This is a genomic window from Sphingomonas sp. Leaf62, from assembly GCF_001421915.1.
In the GTDB taxonomy this organism is placed as follows: Bacteria; Pseudomonadota; Alphaproteobacteria; order Sphingomonadales; family Sphingomonadaceae; genus Sphingomonas.
Genome location: NZ_LMLN01000030.1, coordinates 278,681 through 296,022, shown reverse-complemented (window position 1 = coordinate 296,022; position 17,342 = coordinate 278,681). Strand labels below are relative to the sequence as shown.

12 protein-coding genes and 1 pseudogene are annotated in these 17,342 nt (G+C 66.5%); 10 read left to right on the top strand and 3 right to left on the bottom strand.

Annotated elements, in window-relative coordinates:
* Positions 1–9: 9 nt before the first annotated feature.
* Both ettA and ASE91_RS16660 read left to right on the top strand, forming a co-directional pair.
* On the top strand, positions 10–1,689 hold the full coding sequence (ettA, locus tag ASE91_RS16665; RefSeq protein WP_056628208.1) for an energy-dependent translational throttle protein EttA: 1,680 nt from the start codon (positions 10–12) through the stop codon (positions 1,687–1,689).
* Between the two features lie 10 nt (positions 1,690–1,699).
* A complete protein-coding gene (locus tag ASE91_RS16660; RefSeq protein ID WP_235530541.1) occupies positions 1,700–2,875 on the top strand; it encodes a sensor histidine kinase in 1,176 nt (391 codons plus the stop codon).
* 311 nt (positions 2,876–3,186) lie between these two features.
* On the opposite strand, the gene ASE91_RS16655 is transcribed toward ASE91_RS16660, so the two are convergent.
* The 3 genes from ASE91_RS16655 to ASE91_RS16645 form a co-directional block, all read right to left on the bottom strand.
* The gene (locus ASE91_RS16655) at positions 3,187–3,963 is read right to left on the bottom strand and encodes an NYN domain-containing protein (protein WP_055999885.1); all 777 of its coding nucleotides are present in this window, start codon (positions 3,961–3,963) and stop codon (positions 3,187–3,189) included.
* 103 nt (positions 3,964–4,066) lie between these two features.
* On the bottom strand, positions 4,067–4,549 hold the full coding sequence (greB, locus tag ASE91_RS16650; protein ID WP_056628203.1) for a transcription elongation factor GreB: 483 nt from the start codon (positions 4,547–4,549) through the stop codon (positions 4,067–4,069).
* On the bottom strand, positions 4,546–6,585 hold the full coding sequence (locus tag ASE91_RS16645) for a lytic transglycosylase domain-containing protein (RefSeq protein ID WP_056628200.1): 2,040 nt from the start codon (positions 6,583–6,585) through the stop codon (positions 4,546–4,548). Before ASE91_RS16645 ends, greB begins: the two co-directional genes overlap by 4 nt.
* 78 nt (positions 6,586–6,663) lie before the next feature.
* Here ASE91_RS16645 and dapA point away from each other — a divergent pair, with 78 nt between their 5' ends.
* The 8 genes and pseudogenes from dapA to ASE91_RS20020 form a co-directional block, all read left to right on the top strand.
* Positions 6,664–7,548: a 4-hydroxy-tetrahydrodipicolinate synthase gene (dapA, locus tag ASE91_RS16640; RefSeq protein ID WP_056628197.1), complete on the top strand. Its 885-nt coding sequence runs from the start codon at positions 6,664–6,666 to the stop codon at positions 7,546–7,548.
* Positions 7,549–7,613: 65 nt separating this feature from the next.
* Positions 7,614–10,226, top strand: a complete 2,613-nt coding sequence (locus ASE91_RS16635; RefSeq protein WP_056628193.1) for an ATP-binding protein — start codon at positions 7,614–7,616, stop codon at positions 10,224–10,226.
* A gap of 74 nt (positions 10,227–10,300) precedes the next feature.
* The gene (gene smpB, locus ASE91_RS16630) at positions 10,301–10,783 is read left to right on the top strand and encodes an SsrA-binding protein SmpB (protein WP_055759935.1); all 483 of its coding nucleotides are present in this window, start codon (positions 10,301–10,303) and stop codon (positions 10,781–10,783) included.
* On the top strand, positions 10,776–11,357 hold the full coding sequence (locus tag ASE91_RS16625) for a DUF2062 domain-containing protein (RefSeq protein WP_443024554.1): 582 nt from the start codon (positions 10,776–10,778) through the stop codon (positions 11,355–11,357). Before smpB ends, ASE91_RS16625 begins: the two co-directional genes overlap by 8 nt.
* A gap of 230 nt (positions 11,358–11,587) precedes the next feature.
* Positions 11,588–13,651 (top strand): M13 family metallopeptidase, encoded by a 2,064-nt coding sequence (locus ASE91_RS16620; RefSeq protein WP_056628190.1) that lies wholly within the window; start codon positions 11,588–11,590, stop codon positions 13,649–13,651.
* A gap of 325 nt (positions 13,652–13,976) precedes the next feature.
* A complete protein-coding gene (locus tag ASE91_RS16615; RefSeq protein WP_056628188.1) occupies positions 13,977–16,364 on the top strand; it encodes a response regulator in 2,388 nt (795 codons plus the stop codon).
* 56 nt (positions 16,365–16,420) lie between these two features.
* Positions 16,421–16,774 (top strand): response regulator, encoded by a 354-nt coding sequence (locus tag ASE91_RS16610; protein WP_055999865.1) that lies wholly within the window; start codon positions 16,421–16,423, stop codon positions 16,772–16,774.
* A gap of 146 nt (positions 16,775–16,920) precedes the next feature.
* Positions 16,921–17,342: pseudogene (locus tag ASE91_RS20020) on the top strand (hypothetical protein); the annotation flags it as partial.

Genomic DNA, 17,342 nt, shown 5'->3' with positions numbered 1-17,342 from the left:
CCTTCGGCAATGGCCGTACAGTACAGCTATGTGATGAAGGGTCTGACCAAGACCTTCCCCGGCGCGAACAAGCCGGTGCTGAACAACATCCATCTGCAATTCCTGCCCGACGCGAAGATCGCGATCATCGGTCCCAACGGCGCGGGCAAGTCCACGCTGATGAAGGTCATGGCGGGGATGGACACCGAGTTCACCGGGGAGGCGTGGGCCGCCGACGGGATCAAGGTCGGCTATCTGGCGCAGGAGCCCAAGCTCGACAACACCAAGACGGTGATGGAGAACGTCAAGGACGGCGTGCGCCCGGTCGCCGATCTGGTCGATCGCTTCAACGCCATCTCGGCCGAGATGGGCGATCCGCAGGACGATACCGATTTCGACAAGCTGCTGGAGGAAATGGGCGAGCTTCAGGCGAAGATCGATGCCGTCGACGGCTGGAGCCTCGACAACCAGCTCGAAATCGCGATGGAGGCGTTGCGCTGCCCGCCGGGCGACGCGTCGGTCGAAAACCTGTCGGGTGGTGAAAAGCGCCGCGTCGCGCTGTGCAAGCTGCTGCTCGAAAAGCCGCAGATCCTGCTGCTCGACGAACCGACCAACCATCTCGACGCCGAAAGCGTCGGCTGGCTCGAAAATTACCTCAAGGAATATACCGGCAACGTCATCCTCGTGACGCACGACCGCTACTTCCTCGACAATGTCGTCAACTGGGTGCTCGAACTCGATCGCGGGCGCTATTACACCTATGAGTCCAACTATTCGGGCTATCTGGAAAAGAAGGCCAAGCGCCTCGAACAGGAAGAGCGCGACGAAGCCGGCAAGGCCAAGGCGATCCAGGACGAGCTGGCATGGATGCGGCAGACGCCCAAGGCGCGCCAGACCAAGTCCAAGGCCCGCATCCGCGCCTTCGACGAACTGGTCAAGAACCAGGAGAATCGCGCGGTCGGCAAGGCGCAGATCCTGATCCAGATCCCCGAACGCCTCGGTGGCAAGGTGATCGAGGCCGAAGGGCTGACCAAGGCCTATGGCGACAAGCTGCTGTTCGAGAATCTCGACTTCAACCTGCCGCCGGGCGGCATCGTCGGCGTGATCGGCCCGAACGGCGCCGGCAAATCGACGCTGTTCAAGCTAATCACCGGCCAGGAACAGCCCGATGGCGGTACGATCGAAGTCGGGCAGACGGTGAAGCTCGGCTATGTCGACCAGTCGCGCGATGATCTCGACCCCAACAAGAATGTGTGGGAGGAAGTGTCGGACGGCCTCGACATCTTCCGCTTCGGCAAGCAGGAACTGGGCACGCGCGCCTATGTCGGTGCCTTCAACTTCAAGGGGCAGGACCAGCAGAAGAAGGTCGGCCAGCTGTCGGGCGGTGAGCGCAACCGCGTCCATATCGCCAAGATGTTGAAGGAGGGTGGCAACGTCCTGTTGCTCGACGAACCGACCAACGACCTCGACGTCGAGACGCTGCGCGCGCTCGAAGAGGCGCTGGAGTCGTTCGCGGGCTGCGCCGTGGTCATCAGCCACGATCGCTTCTTCCTCGATCGCCTGTGCACCCACATCCTGGCGTTCGAAGGCGACAGCCATGTCGAATGGTTCGAGGGCAATTTCGAAGCGTACGAAGCCGACAAGCGTCGCCGCATGGGCGATGCGGCCGATCGTCCGACCCGTCTCGCCTACAAGAAACTGACGCGCTGAGCGCATGCCGGTGGTCGAGGAAAACGGGGCGGGGTCGGACGATCCCGCCGATGCGATCCGGTATCGCCTCGACCAGCAGCGCATTCTCGCCCGGTTCGGGGGGGTCGCGCTGCGCAGCCGCGATATCGACGAGATCGTCCGTGCTGCGGTCGAACTGGCCGCCAACGGAATGCGGACGCGGCTCGCGAAGTTCCTGCATCACGACACGGCGCGCGGCGGGCTGATCGTCCGTGCCGGGGTGGGCTGGAACGAGGGCGTCGTCGGCGGGGCGGAGATAGGTGACGATCTCGGGTCGCCGGCCGGTTTTGCGTTCCAGACCGGCGAACCGGTGATTTCCAATCATCTGCGCGACGAGAAGCGGTTCCGCACCCCTGACTTCATGGCGGACCACGGCGTGAAGCGCGCGATCAACGTGCTGGTGGAGGCGAATGGCAAGCGCTTCGGCGTGCTGGAGGTCGATAGCCGGCAGGACGGGCGGTTCGAGGAAGACGACCTTGCCTTCATGCAGGGCTTCGCGAACCTGATCGGTGTCGCGATCGAACGGCTGGAGGCGGAGAATAATCTGCGCGCCGCGATCGAGCATCAGGAATTGCTGACGCGCGAGGCGTCGCACCGGGTCAAGAACAGCCTCGCCATGGTGTCGGCGATGCTGAACCTGCAAATGCGTGAGGACGACGATCCGCGCGTGCAGCGGATGCTGGGCGACGCGCAGGCCCGTATCGTCGCGATCGGACAGGCGCACGATCAGTTGTGGCAGGGCGAGCGCGTCGGCGTCGTCGCGCTCGAACGACTGTTGTGCGGCATCGTCGACCAGTTGCGCGAACAGGCCCCTGACCATGCGATCGAGTGCGACATCGCGCCGTTGGTGGTGAGCGGCGACACCGCCATTCCGCTGGGATTGCTGCTGACCGAACTGGTCACCAACGCGGTCAAATATGCCTATGGCGAGGGTGGCGGTCCGGTGCGGATCGAAACGCGGTGCGCCGATGGCGCGCTGACGATGACGGTCGCGGATCAGGGTATCGGGCTACCCGAAGGACTGGACCCGACCGCATCGCGGCCGACCAGCCTCGGCATGCGGATGGTGACCAGCCTGACGAGGCAGCTGGGCGGGACGCTGGCGTTCGAGAAGGCTGGGCCGGGGACGCGGGCAGTGTTTTCGATGCCGTTGCCGGAGAAGGTTTAGGGGCTTCCCTGCCTGCCGCCGTTTGCTTCGAGCAGGTTCGAGCGAAGTCGAGAATTATCCGTCGAGAAGTCCTCTCAACGCTTTTCACCGTTCGTCCTGAGTAGCCATTGAGCTTGTCGAAATGGCGTATCGAAGGACTGTGCGCGGCAGGTACTTCGATACGGGCCTTCGACTTCGCTCAGTCCCTACTCAGCACAAACAGAAGGGTAAGTACGAACCCCTTCTCGACGGACGGTTCTCGACAGGCTCGAACCTGCTCGAAGCAAGCGGAGGGATCAGGGAAGCAAACGGAGAGACCGAGGCAAGCCCCCTCAAACCAGCTTCACGAACACCCCGGTATCGCGCCGCTCGACCTCGAACGCCTTCACCTTCTCGATCAGGTCGGACAAGCGTTTGAACCCGTAATTGCGCGTGTCGAAGCTCGACCGGTTGGCGGCGCGCTGCCCGACTTCCGACAGGCTGGCAAAGCCGCGCTTGTCGACCTTCGACGCGTCATAGGCGTCCGACAACAGCTTCACGAGCGCGGCGTCGATCTTCTGCTGCTTGCGCGCCGGGGCGGGGGTCGGCTTCGCTGCCGGCGTTGCCGCCGCGGCCGGCACACCGCCGATGGCCGGCGGCAGCGGCATGTTCGCGACATCCTCGACATCCAGCGACCCGACATCGATGAACCGGGTGCAGCTTTCGCGGAAGCCCTCGGGCGTGCGGTCGGTGCCGAAGCCATAGACCGGTACCCCTTCCTGCCGGATGCGCTGCGCCAGCGGCATGAAGTCGCTGTCCGACGACATGATCCCGAAACCGGTGATACGGCCGCGCAACAGCAGGTCCATCGCGTCGATGGTCATGCGCATGTCGGTCGCGTTCTTGCCCTTGGTGATGTCGAACTGCTGGAACGGCTCGATTCCGTGGCGCATCAACAGCGCCTTCCAGCTCTTCAACCCCGGTTTTTCCCAATTGCCATAGGCGCGGCGTACATTGACCGTGCCGAACTCGGCCAGCACCGTCAGCACCGAATCGAGATAGGCGGCACCGGCATTGTCGGCATCGATCAGCAACGCGACGTTGCCGGTGGGGTGGGGGAGGTAGATCATGCCCGACGGTCTAGCCCAGGTATCCGCCCGCCGCCATGCCTGCCGAACGCTCGCCCGTCACTCCGGACTTGATCCGGGGTGACGAAGGGGCGGGAGCCCATCCTCAGGGATAGACGATCGCCATCACCTCATATTCCTTGGCGCCCGCCGGCAGCACCACCGTCCGAACGTCGCCGACCGCGCTGCCGCGCAGGGCGCGCGCCATCGGGGAATTCCAGCCGATCCGCCCACGGCCGGCATCGGCCTCGTCGTCGCCGACCAGTTCCAGCGTGCGGTGGTTGTCGTCCTCGTCGCCGATGACCACTGTCGCCCCGAACCAGGCCCGCCCGCGTTCGGTCTGGGCGGCGGGGTCGACGACCCGTGCCGCCTTCATCCGCTTGGCGAGGAACCCCAGCCGCCGGTCGATCTCGCGCAGCCGTTTGCGGCCATAGATATAGTCGCCATTTTCCGACCGGTCGCCATTGCCCGCGGCCCATGCGATGACATCGACCAGCTTCGGTCGCTCGCTGCCCAGCAACTGGTCGTATTCGGCCTTCAACACGGCATAGCCCGCCGCGGTGATGTAGTTCGGACGCGGTTCGTTCATCCCGGTCGGTTCTTCCCCAGATACCAGCTAAGATTGTTCGGCCCGCGCGACCGCGCCTTGTCGGTATGGATCAGGTCATAGACGACGGCGTTTTCGAGCACCCGCTGCACATAGCCGCGCGTTTCGGACAGCGGAATCTTCTCGATCCATTCGACCATGTCGACGCCCGGCGTGCGCGGGTCGCCATTGGCGCGCAGGAACTTGTTCACATTGCCCGGCCCGGCATTGTACGCCGCGATCGCCAGCGGATAGCTGCCGCCGTAATAATCGAGCATCCGCTGAATATAGCTCGACCCCAGCGCCATGTTGAACGCCGGGTCGTTGAGCGCGGTCGGGCTATAGGTCAGGCCCAGCTTGGTCGCGGTCTCGCGCGCGGTGCCGGGCATCAACTGCATCAACCCGCGCGCACCGGCGCGGCTGACGGCGGTGCGGTCGAACTGGCTTTCCTGTCGGGCGATGGCGTGAATCAGCGTGAACTGATCCTGCTGCGGCCCGCCCACCGGCACCGACGGATAGCCCGCCAGCGTATAGTCGCTATGCCCGTTCAGCAGCGCGCTGCGCCCGACCATCACCGCCAGATCGGGCCGGTCGATCGTCTTGGCCAGTTCGACCGCCAGTGCATGGTCGGTGTCGCTGCGCGCATCCTCGGCAATCTTGCGGATGAACAGGCTCTGGTCGGCATATTGGCCCGTGCGGCCCAGATAGCGGACGGCCCGCGCGATCTCGCCGTTCATATAGGCGGTGCGAAGATCGGCCGGCACCGCCGTGGCGACGGCGGTCGCGGGCGGGGCGCGGAGCGGACGGCCGATCCGTTCGCTCGCCAACTGGCCATAGAACAGGTCGCCCAGATCGGCGGCCTGCGCATACCAGCGATCGGCGGTCGGCCGGTCGCCCGCCGCCTCCGCGGCGCGGCCCGCCCAGTAATAGCCCTTGGTCCGCACGGTCGGCGTGCGCGATCCGCTGGCATAGCGCGCGAACATGCCGGTCGCATCGCTCGGACGGTTCAGCTGCTGGAGCGCGACCGTGCCGGCCAGCCACGCCAGGCTGGTATAGTCGTCGCGCTCGCCATATCCGGCATCGGCGACGACCGTGCCCGCCGGAAACGCATCGTCGATCTGCGACGCGATGCGATAGGCAAGATCATATTGGCCGTCCGCCTGCGCCGCGCGCGCATTGGTCAGCAGGACTTCGAGCCATTCCTCAACATCGCCCGGGCTTCGCGACAACCGGCGCGGCTGTGCCAGATAGGCGCGCGCCGCCCCCGACTGGCCGGATCCACGCAGCCAGCTGGCGCGATCGGCGATATAGCCCGGATCGGCGCGATCGACGCCCGGCTGCTCGGCGCGGACGCTGGCGTCGGCGGCATTGGTACGGAACGCCATGCGCGCGTCGAACGTCGGCCGCATCGCTGCCGAGACATAGCCGATCTGCCGCAGGCCGGCGGTCGTCGCCCCCTGCCACAACAGCCTGTCCATCCGTGCGTCGTGATCGGCAGGCGCCAGCGCGCCGGCGAACCGGCCCAGCAACTGTGCCTCGTCGACGGGGCGCAACACGCCGCGTCGCCATGCCGCCCGTGCCGCCATCTGTGCTTCGGGCAGGCGACCACTTGCCGCCAACGCCTCGGCATAGCGCAACTCACCGGCGGCGGTGCGCGGCGGGAAGCGGATGAAGAAACGCAACACCGTCGCCGCATCCTGTCCGCCATCGGGCAGCACCGTTTCAGCCGCCGCGCGCCGGCTGGTCTCGCCCGGAAAGCCCGGATGCGCCAGCAGGAACCGGGCATAGTCGGCGAACGGATAATTGTCCGATTGTTGCAGGCGCTTCCATTCGGACAGCACCGGCTGGATCGGATCATAGGGGACCGGTGCGGGTACCGGCTGCACCATCGGCTGCGCGATCGGCATGGCCGGTTGCGCGCGGGGCAGGGGGTTGGCGGGCAGGGGCATCTGCGGAGCGGTCCGGAACAGCCCGGTGGCCATTGCGGCACTCGCGACGCCGGTGAGCAGGAACGCGCTCTTGAACACGGTGGTCAGCATACTGGACATGATATGGAAGCCCGCCCTATCTGTCGCCACCTTTTCGGCTCGAATCCCTGTCCACGGAGCGCAACCACCATGTTTTCCGGCTCGATCCCGGCGCTCGTCACGCCGTTTGCGGACGGCACGTTCGACGAAGCCTCGTTCCGCGCGCTGGTCGACTGGCAGGTAGAAAGCGGGTCTAGCGCGCTGGTCCCGTGCGGCACCACCGGCGAAGCGGCGACGATGACGATCGAGGAGCATGACCATGTCGTGCGCGTCTGCGTCGATCAGGCCGCCGGGCGCGTGCCGGTGATCGCCGGTTGCGGATCGAACGACACCGCGGTCGCGCTGCACCATATCCATGCCGCCAAGGCAGCGGGTGCCGCTGCCGCGCTGCTGGTCCCGCCCTATTACAACCGCCCCAATCAGGAGGGCGTGTTCCGCCATTTCGAGGTGCTGGCGCAGGGGGGCGGGCTGCCGATCGTCCTCTACAACGTCCCCGGTCGCACCATCACCGACATCGCGGTCGAGACGGTCGAGCGCATCGTGAAGGCGTTCCCGGATGTCATCGTCGGCATCAAGGACGCTACCGGACAGATGGCGCGGGTGTCCGAACATCGCGCCCGCTGCGGCAGCGGCTTCGCGCAACTGTCGGGCAATGACGACATGACGCTCGCCTTCATGGCGATGGGCGGGGTTGGAGCGATCTCGGTCACCGCCAATGTCGCGCCGGCGATGTGCGCCGAATTTCAGGACGCGTGTGCGACGGGCGATTATGGCCGGGCGCTGACCATACAGGATCGGCTCTATCCGATCCACGCCGCGCTGTTCAGCGATGCCTCGCCGGGGCCGGTCAAATACGCGCTGGGTCGGGTCCGTCCGGGCTTTCCGACCGACCTGCGCCTGCCGATGACGCCACCGTCGGGGGCGTCGCGGGCGGCGGTCGATGCCGCGCTGGCCCATGCCGGTCTGGTCGGCTGACATGCAGTCCGGGTTCGATACACGGTATTGCGGCGGCGCCACGCCGAGCGTAAAATGTCGGTCATATGCCTAACGGACACCTGTCGCAGCAAACCGTCACCGGTCGCGAGATCGCCGCTTGCGACTGGTCGAGCACACCGCTCGGTCCGGTCGAATCATGGCCGGTGTCGCTCCGCTCGCTGCTGGCGATGATGCTGTCCTGCCCCACGCCGATGTTCCTCGCGTGGGGGCCGGAGCTGCGCTGCTTCTATAACGATGCCTATCGACCGTTGCTCGGCATCCGCATCGCCGGCACGCTGGGCGAGCGGTTCGACATCGTCTGGTCGAACATCTGGGACGAACTGCTGCCGCTGGTCGAGAAGACGATGGCCGGCGGCAATATCACCGCGACCGACATGAAACTCGACCTCGCCCGCACCGGCGAGCCCGAGGACAGCTGGTGGACCTTCACCTATTCGCCCGTCTTCGACGACGACGGCCGGGTCGCGGGTCTGCTCTGCGTCACCGGAGAGACGACTGCGCGCGTCGTGGCCGAGCGCGAGCGCGCCGCCGCCGACGAACGGCTGCAACAGGCATTGTCGGCGGGCCGCAATATCGGCGCATGGGACTGGGACGTGCAGGGCGACATCGTCCGCGCCGATTCCCGCTTCGCCTTGCTCTACGGCGTCGATCCGGCGGAGGCGGAGGCGGGGGCGCCGATCGGCACCTTTTTCGCCGCCATCCATCCCGACGACCTGCCGCACGCGCAACGGCAGATCGCGGCGGCGATGGACCCGGCGGGCGACGGCACCTTCATCTCCGAATATCGCGTGCTGCGCCCCGACGGGACCAGCCGCTGGGTCTCGGCGCAGGGCCGGTGCAGCTTCGACGACGAAGGCCGCCCCGCCCATTTCCCCGGCGTCAGCTACGATATCGACGACCGCAAACAGGCCGAACTGGCGGCGCTGGCGGCCAGGGTCGAGCGCGAGTTCGTCCTGTCGCTCAGCGCCCGCCAGCGCGCGGCGACCGATCCCGATACGATCATGCGTTTCACCGCCCGCGCGCTCGGCGAACGGCTCGACGTCCACCGCGTCTGCTTTGCGCGGGTCGGCGAAAATCAGGTCCGCTATATCGCCGGATGGAGCGACGGCGCGCTGCCGCAGCTGCGGGGCGATCATTCGATCGACCGGATGGGACGCAGCAACACGACGCTGCTGCGCGCCGGCCGGACGGTGGTGTCCGACGCGTTTGCACAGGATAACCGGTTCGAACCCGATACCGTCGCCAGCTACAGCGCGAGGTCGGGCCTTGCCGTACCGCTGCGTCGCGACGGGCGGCTCGAAGGGCTGCTCATCATCGGTCATGCCGAACCCCGTCACTGGCTGCCCGGCGAAATCGCGCTGGTGCAGGAGGTGGCGGAAATCAGCTGGGTCACGATCCAGCGCGCCGATGCGCTGCTGCGGCTGGAGGCGAAGGTCGGGCGGCAGGGCGCGCAGCTCGAACGCGTCGCGACCGAACTCCACGACGCCGCCTCCGCCCGCGCCGCCGCCGAAACGCAGGTCCGCCAGTTGCAGAAGATGGAGGCCGTCGGCCAGCTGACCGGCGGCATCGCGCATGATTTCAACAACATGCTGGCGGTGGTCATCGGCGGCCTCGACATGATCGACCGGCGGCTGGCCAGCGGCCGCAATGATGTCGGCCGCTATGTCGAAGCGGCGAAGGAAGGCGCCACCCGCGCCGCCGCGCTGACCCAGCGCCTGCTCGCCTTTTCGCGTCAGTCGCCGCTGTCGCCCGAACCGGTCGAGGGCAACCGCCTGATCGCCGACCTGACCGACCTGCTCGCACGGACGCTGGGCGAACGCATCGTGGTGGAAACGGTGCTCGGTGCCGGCCTGTGGCGGGCGGAGGCCGATCGCGGGCAGCTCGAAAATGCGATCGTCAATCTTGCCGTCAACGCCCGCGACGCGATGCCCGACGGCGGACGGCTGACGATCGAGACCGCCAACGCCCATGTCGGCGACGATTATGCGCGCGAGGCGGACATGGCGGCGGGCCAATATGTGCTGATCGCGGTCAGCGATACCGGCACCGGCATGCCGCCCGAGGTGCTGGCCAAGGCATTCGACCCGTTCTTCACCACCAAACCGGTCGGGCGCGGCACCGGGCTGGGGCTCAGCCAGGTGTTCGGTTTCGTCCGTCAGTCGCACGGGCATGTCCGCATCTATAGCGAGCCCGATGTCGGCACGACCGTTCGCCTTTATCTGCCGCGCTTCTATGGCGAGGCACCTACTCCGACCGCGCGCACCGCGCTGGCCCCGGTGCGGGGCGGCGCGGCGCATGAATCGATCCTCGTGGTGGAGGACGAATCGCGCGTCCGCAGCTTCTCGGTCGAGGTGCTGCGCGATCTGGGCTACACCGTCCATCACGCCTCGCACGGACCGGAGGCGATCGCATTGCTCGAAACCGGCATTCGCGTGACGTTGCTGTTCACCGACGTGGTCATGCCCGGCATGAACGGCCGCGAACTGGCCGACCGGGCGCTGGCGATGCGGCCCGGACTGCGCGTGCTCTACACCACCGGCTATACCCGCAATGCCGTGGTGCATAACGGCGTGCTCGATCCGGGCACGCGGTTGCTGCCCAAGCCGTTCGACGTCGACGAACTGGCAAGGAAGGTGCGGGAAGCGCTGGACGCCTGAATCCACCCCGCACAGCCGGGAGGATCTTTCAGCGTCCGCTTCCCCTGCGCGCCCCGACCTCCTATGTCCCGCGCATGAGCCGTCCGCGTCCCCAGCTGTTCGACAAGAAAAAGACCGTTGCCGAAAACCGCCGTGCGCGGTTCGATTACGAGATCGACACCGTGTACGAGGCCGGCATCGCGCTGACCGGTACCGAGGTGAAGGCGCTGCGCTTCGGCGAGGGGTCGATTGCCGAAAGCTATGCCGATGTCCGCGACGGGCAGGTGTGGCTCATCAATTCGAACGTCCCCGAATTCAGCCACGGCAACCGCTTCAATCACGAACCGCGTCGCCCGCGTAAACTGCTGCTTCACGAACGTGAGATAAACAAGATGCACGGCGCGGTGGCGCGCGACGGCATGACGCTGATCGCGCTATCGGTGTATTTCAACGGCAAGGGGCGGGCGAAGGTCGAACTGGCACTGGCCAAGGGGCGCAAGACCCACGACAAGCGCGAGCACATCAAGGAGCGGGACTGGAAGCGTGAACAGGGAAGGTTGCTCCGCGACCGTGGCTGATCCCGCTGGTGACGACCGGGGGCTGGGCAGCCGTGCGTTGCGCTGGGTCCGCGCGAACCTGCCGACGCGCGAATCGATGGAGGCCAACCGCTTCCTGCGGCCGGTCGCACACCGTGTCCTCGCACCTGAATTGTGGCGCTTCACCCGCCGCTCGGTCCCGAGGGGCGTTGCGCTCGGCATGTTCACCGGCATCCTGATCCCGCTGGGTCAGATTCCTGCCTCGGCGGTCCTGGCGCTGCCGCTGCGCGCCAACGTGCCGGCGGCGGCGCTGACCACCTTCTTCACCAATCCGATCACCACGCCGCTGCTATTCATCCTCTATTACAAGGTCGGGGCATGGCTGCTCCACCTCGACCGCGTCGTGCCGGGCCGGCCGATCGGCGACGCCGTCGCCACGCCGCCGGGCTGGCTCGAATGGCTGGTGGCGGAGGTCGGCCCGGCGACCGCGCTCGGCATGGTCGTCTGTTCGGTCATCGGCGCGGTGCTCGGCTATGCGATCGCGGCGCTCGGCTGGCGATGGTGGATCGCCGCCAAGTGGAAGCGGCGGGGGCATGGAGCGCGGGCTTCCCTATAGCATCTCCGTTCGGTTCGAGCAGCTTCGAGCTTGTCGAGAAGCGTCCGTCGAGAACCCTGTGTTTGGGGCAACCCCTTCTCGACTACGGTTCTCGACAAGCTCGAACCTGCGCTCGAAGCAAACTGAGAAGGAAAGGACGCGAGAGGGCCTTTTGGGTCAAACCAGATATTGACGATCGATATGCCGGGGTGCAGCATGACCGTATCACCCGATACGAAGAGGCTTTCCCGATGCGGCGTAGTTTCGTCCTGACCACCTTGCTCGCGGCTTCCGCTTTGTCGGCCTGCGCGACCACGCCGCCCGTCGAGACGGCCACGCCGACCCCCGCGACCGCCATGGCCGAGCCCGCGCCGGCACCTAAGCCCGAGATCGGCGACTTCGGCTTCGACGTCACCGGCATGGACCGCGCGGTAAAGCCGGGCGACAATTTCTACAAATACGCGAATGGCACGTGGGAAAAGATCACGCCGATCCCCGCCGACAAGTCGAGCTACGGCATGTTCACCGCGCTGGACGACCTGTCGAAGACGCGGACCCGCGAGCTGCTCGACGCGGCAAAGGGCGATCCCAACTCCAAGATCGGGGTCGCCTATGCGACCTTCCTCGACAGCGACGCGATCGAGGCGAAGGGGCTGGCCCCGATCCAGCCGTGGCTGACCGAGATCAAGGGCCTGTCGTCCAAGGCCGGCTATGCCGCGCTGGCGGCGAAGGCATCGCAGACCGGCGTCGGTGGGCCGTTCGGTGCCTATGTCGGTCCCGACGACAAGCAGCCTCAGGTCTATGCGCTGCAGACCGCGCAGGGCGGTATCGGCCTGCCCGACCGCGATTATTATCTGTCGACCGACGCGAAGCTGGTCGAAACGCGCAAGGCCTATGAGGCCCATCTCGCCAAGGTGCTGACGCTGGCCGGCGAACCGAATGCCGCCGCCCGTGCGAAGGCGGTCGTCGATTTCGAAACGAAGATCGCCCGCGCGCACTGGACCCGGATCGAAAGCCGCGACGCGAACAAGACCTATAACAAGATGACGGTCGCCGACCTGCAGCGGCGGGCGCCCGGCTTCGACTTCGCGACCTATTTTCGTGATCTCGGCGCGAACACGCCCGATGTGATCGTCGCCCAGCCGACCGCCTTCACCGGCATGGCGAAGGTGATCGGGGCGGCACCGATCGCGGTGCTGAAGGACCAGTTGCTGCTCCGCTCGCTCGACAATTTCTCCAGCGTGCTGCCCAAGGCGTTCGATGCCGAGAATTTTGCCTTCTACGGCACCGTCCTGTCGGGCACGCCGCAGCAGGAGGAACGTTGGAAGCGCGCGGTCGACTTCACGTCAGACGCGGTAGCCGACGATGTCAGCAAAGCCTATGTCGCGAAGTTCTTCCCGCCCGCGACCAAGGCGGCGGCGGACGAACTGGTCCGCAACGTGACCGAGGCGATGGGCCGCCGGATCGACAATCTCGACTGGATGGCGCCCGAGACCAAGGCGAAGGCACGGGCCAAGCTGGCCGCGTTCACGCCGAAGATCGGCTATCCCGACCAGTGGCGCGACATGAGCGACCTGACGATCACGCCGGGCGATGCGTTGGGCAACATGGTCCGCGCGAACCAGTGGCAGCAGCGCTACAACGTCCAGCATCTCGGCAAACCGATCCAGAAATGGGAATGGTTTATGACGCCGATGACCGTCAACGCGTACGCGAACCCGGTCATGAACGAGATCGTGTTCCCCGCCGCGATCCTGCAGCCGCCCTTCTTCGACCCGAACGCCGATCCGGCGGTCAATTACGGCGCAATCGGCGCGGTGATCGGGCACGAGATTAGCCACCATTTCGACGATCAGGGTCGCAAATACGACGTCAACGGCAGCCTGACCGACTGGTGGACCGCCGAGGACGTGAAGCGGTTCGACGAACGCACCGCCGCGCTGGTCAAGCAATACGACGCCTATGAACCGCTGCCCGGTATGCATGTGAAGGGCGAGTTGACGCTGGGCGAGAATATCGCCGATCTGGCCGGGCTGACCGCGGCATGGGATGCCTATACCCATGCCTATCCGGGCGAGCAGAAGGCGATTGACGGCTTCACCCCCGAACAGCGTTTCTATCTCGGCTGGGCGCAGGTGTGGCGGCGCAGCTACCGCGAGGCGAATCTGCGCCAGCGGTTGCTGACCGATCCGCACAGCCCGTCCGAACAGCGCGCATGGGTCGTCCGCAATCTCGACCCGTGGTATTCGGGCTACAAGCCGGCGGCGGGCGAATATCTGTTCCTCCCTCCCGAACAGCGCGTCCGCATCTGGTAAGCCCGCTTCCTCTCCCCGTCAGGGGAGAGGGACGCGCAGACTTGGTCTTTGCGCGAGCAAAGGCCTGGTGAAGCTGGGAGAGGGGATCCGCTCGCCTGAGCGAGCGCGCGAGCCGCAAGGCTCGCCCCGCTTCAACCTGCGCTAGCCAGCCAAGCTGACAAGCTCCGGTATCCCTCTCCCCGATCCAGGGGAGAGGGGCCGAACTGCGACGAACGCGAATTTCCACTAGCAAACATTCCGTTTGCCGCCATCCGGCCGGCGCGCCACACCCTGTCACCCGCACAACGCTTGACGTGCGGGGGCCAACCACCCCAACAGCCTAATCATGCTGCCGAAATTTTCCGCTGGCCCGTCGCCGGTCCTGCCGCTGATCACCGCGCTTGCCGCCGGGGTCGTTGCGGGTGCCATCGTCCTGTGGATGATCGGTAGCGTGGCCGTAGCGGCCGGCTTCGCTGCGGCGGCGGTGGTGCTGGCCGGCGTGGCGCAGGCGGTGCTGCACTGGACCGACACCCGCGAACCCGTCGAGCCGAGCGTCGACTGGTCATTGGTTCAGGCGATCGCCGCCACCTGTCCGCTCGCGCTGGCGGTGACCGACCGCGCCGGGCGGCTGGTCAGCGCCAATGACCGGTTCGCGACGATGTTCGGCGGATATCCGACGCCGCCGGGCGTGCTGGGCGACGGGGTCGATGCCAACACGCTGGCCGGCGCCGCCCGGTCGGCCTGGCGCGATGGCGAGGCGCGGGCCACGGTGCGGCAGGGCGATGCCCCGCTGAACGTGACCATCAGCCGCGCCGGCGACAACATGCTCGTCTGGCAATTCGAAGGCGGGCAGGTCATTGCCGAGGCGATGACGATGCGCACCATGATCGCCGGCACCGCCGGTGACCGGCTGGGCGTCGCCGGGGTGATGCTTGCGTTGCTCAGCCCCGATGGCCGTATCCGCGCCGCCAACCGCGTGTTCCGCGCCCGCGCCGTCGGCAATGAGGAAGCTGCGATCGAGGGCCGCGATTTCGCGCGGTTCCTAGTCACCGACCATCGCGGTCGGGTGCGCTTCGAACGCGAGGGGCTGGGCGGCGATCCGCTGCGCATCGTGCAGGTCCCGATCACCGACGATCCCGCCGGGCCGATGCTGGTGGCGTTGCTCGACGAGGAAGAGGCGCCGGTCGGGCTGATGCCGATCGCCGCGCCGGGATCGGCGGGGCAGGTGCGCGCGCTCGTGTCGCTGCTGCCGGTCGGCATGGCGCTGGTCGATCGCGACGGGCGCTTCCTGCACATGAACGACGCCTTCATCCGCGCGACCGGCGTCAATCCGGTCGCGCCGCCGCTCTATCCGGGCGATCTGGTGGTGCGCGAGGACAAGGCGGCGCTGGCCGATGCCGTCCGCCGGTTCGCCGGTGGTGCGCAGCACAATGCCGACATGGCCGTACGGCTGGCCGATCGTTCCGACGAACCGATCGCGCTGACCATCGCCGGTGCGCGCGGGCTGGGCGAGGCCGCCGTCGTCCTGTCGCTGCGCGATACGGGCGAGGAGGGCAAGCTGAAGCGGCAGGTGGCGCAGGCTACCAAGATGCAGGCGGTCGGTCAGCTCGCCGGCGGCGTCGCGCATGATTTCAACAACATCCTGACCGCGATCATCGGGCATTGCGACCTGATGTTGATGCGCCATTCGCCCGGCGACAGCGATTATGACGATATCCAGCAGATCCGCGCCAATTCGAACCGCGCTGCCAGCCTGACCCGCCAGCTGCTCGCCTTCTCGCGCCAGCAGACGTTGCGCCCGCAGGTATTGCAGCTGCCCGACGTCATTTCCGAAGTTTCGAACCTGCTCAAGCGGCTGTTGGGGGAGACGGTGCAACTGGTCGTCAACCACGGTCGCGGTCTCGGGTCGGTGCGCGCCGATCCGGGGCAGCTCGAACAGGTCGTCGTCAACCTCGCGGTCAATGCCCGCGACGCGATGCTGTCGCAGGGCGGTAACCGCAACGTGCTGACCATCGAAACGCTGGCGACCAGCGCGCAGGAAGTCCGCGCGATGGACGACGACGTCCTGCCGATCGGCGATTATGTGACGATGAAGGTGTCCGACACCGGCACCGGCATTCCGCCCGACATCCTGTCGAAGATCTTCGAGCCCTTCTTCACCACCAAGGAAGTGGGCAAGGGGACCGGCCTCGGCCTGTCGACCGTCTATGGCATCATCAAACAGTCGGGCGGCTATATCTTTGCCGAATCGCGCGGCGGGCGCGGCGCGACCTTCGTCATCCATCTGCCGGTCCATGCCGCCGCCGCCGAACCGCCGCGCCTCGGCACCAATCCGAAGCTCAAGACCGAACCGACCGCGCCGGCATGGGGCTCGGGCACGATCCTGCTGGTCGAGGACGAGGACATGGTCCGCGCCATCGCCGAACGCGCGCTTACCCGACAGGGCTATACCGTGATGACCGCCGAAAATGGCGAGGTGGCACTCGAACTGCTCGCCGACCGGCCGCACATCGATCTGCTCATCTCCGACGTGGTCATGCCGACGATGGACGGCCCGACGATGGTCGGCCACGTACGCAAAGTCTATCCCACCTTGCCGATCCTGTTCATGTCGGGCTACGCCGAAGAGCAATTGCGCCGATCGATTGATCTGGATCAAGTTTCGTTTCTGCCGAAGCCGTTTTCCGTTCAGCAACTTGCCACGGCGGCGCGCGACGCGTTGTCAAATAGCTGACGGGACGTGGAATCATGTTGCGGTGTTCCCGCTTTGACCGCTAAGGACCGCGTCGTATGACTTCGCCCGCGCGTATCCTCGTCGTTGAGGATGAACCCCTGATCGCCATGATGCTCGAGGATTTCCTCGACCTGCTCGGTCGAACCGTCACCGGTACCGCCGACAATGTCGGGTCGGCGCTGGCGGCCGTCGATCGCGGCGGTATCGATGCGGTGATCCTCGACGTGCATTTGCGCGCCGGGGAAAAAAGCTGGCCGGTCGCGGACAGGCTGGCGGCGGCGGGCATCCCGTTCGTGCTGGCGACCGGCGGGTCGGGCGACATGATCGAGCCCGTGCACCGCGATCGTCCGGTCCTCTCCAAACCGTTCACGATGGACGCCGTCGAAAAGGCGCTGAACGACCTCGGCTAGCTGTTCGGAACGCGCAGCCGCGCGTTTTCAAAGGGACTCCACTGGTCGCCCGCAGGGCGATGACAGTGTCGCAATCTGATCGAGAACCGTGCTGACTTCGTATACCGCCGCTTGACAAGCAGCGGGGCCGGAACGAGCCTGCGGTCATGTCCGGATTGGCCCTGCTCCTGCTCGCCCAGATCGCCCAGCCTCCGGCGGCAGCCCCCGACGAGATCGTCGTCGTCGGCCACCGTGCAGAAGACGCGCTGGCTGCCTGCCTCGCGCGCAGCTGCCCGCCCGCCGAGGAAGTGGAGGCATCGCTTCAGGCGTCGGTCGAACAATTTGCCGGCGGCCGCTACGGCGTCGCGCGCAAGACGTTGCAGGCGGCGATCCGGCGCAATCGCGACCATGCCGCGCAGCTGCCCGGTCCGGTTTCCAGCCTGTATGCGACGCTGGCGACCGTCGCCGAGCATGAGGGCGACCGCGAACTATGGACCGCGTCGGCGCGTAACAACCTGCTGATCCTGCGTCGCCATCTCGGTACTGCCAACCTCGCGACCCTGACCGAGCAACTGACGTTCGGCGACAC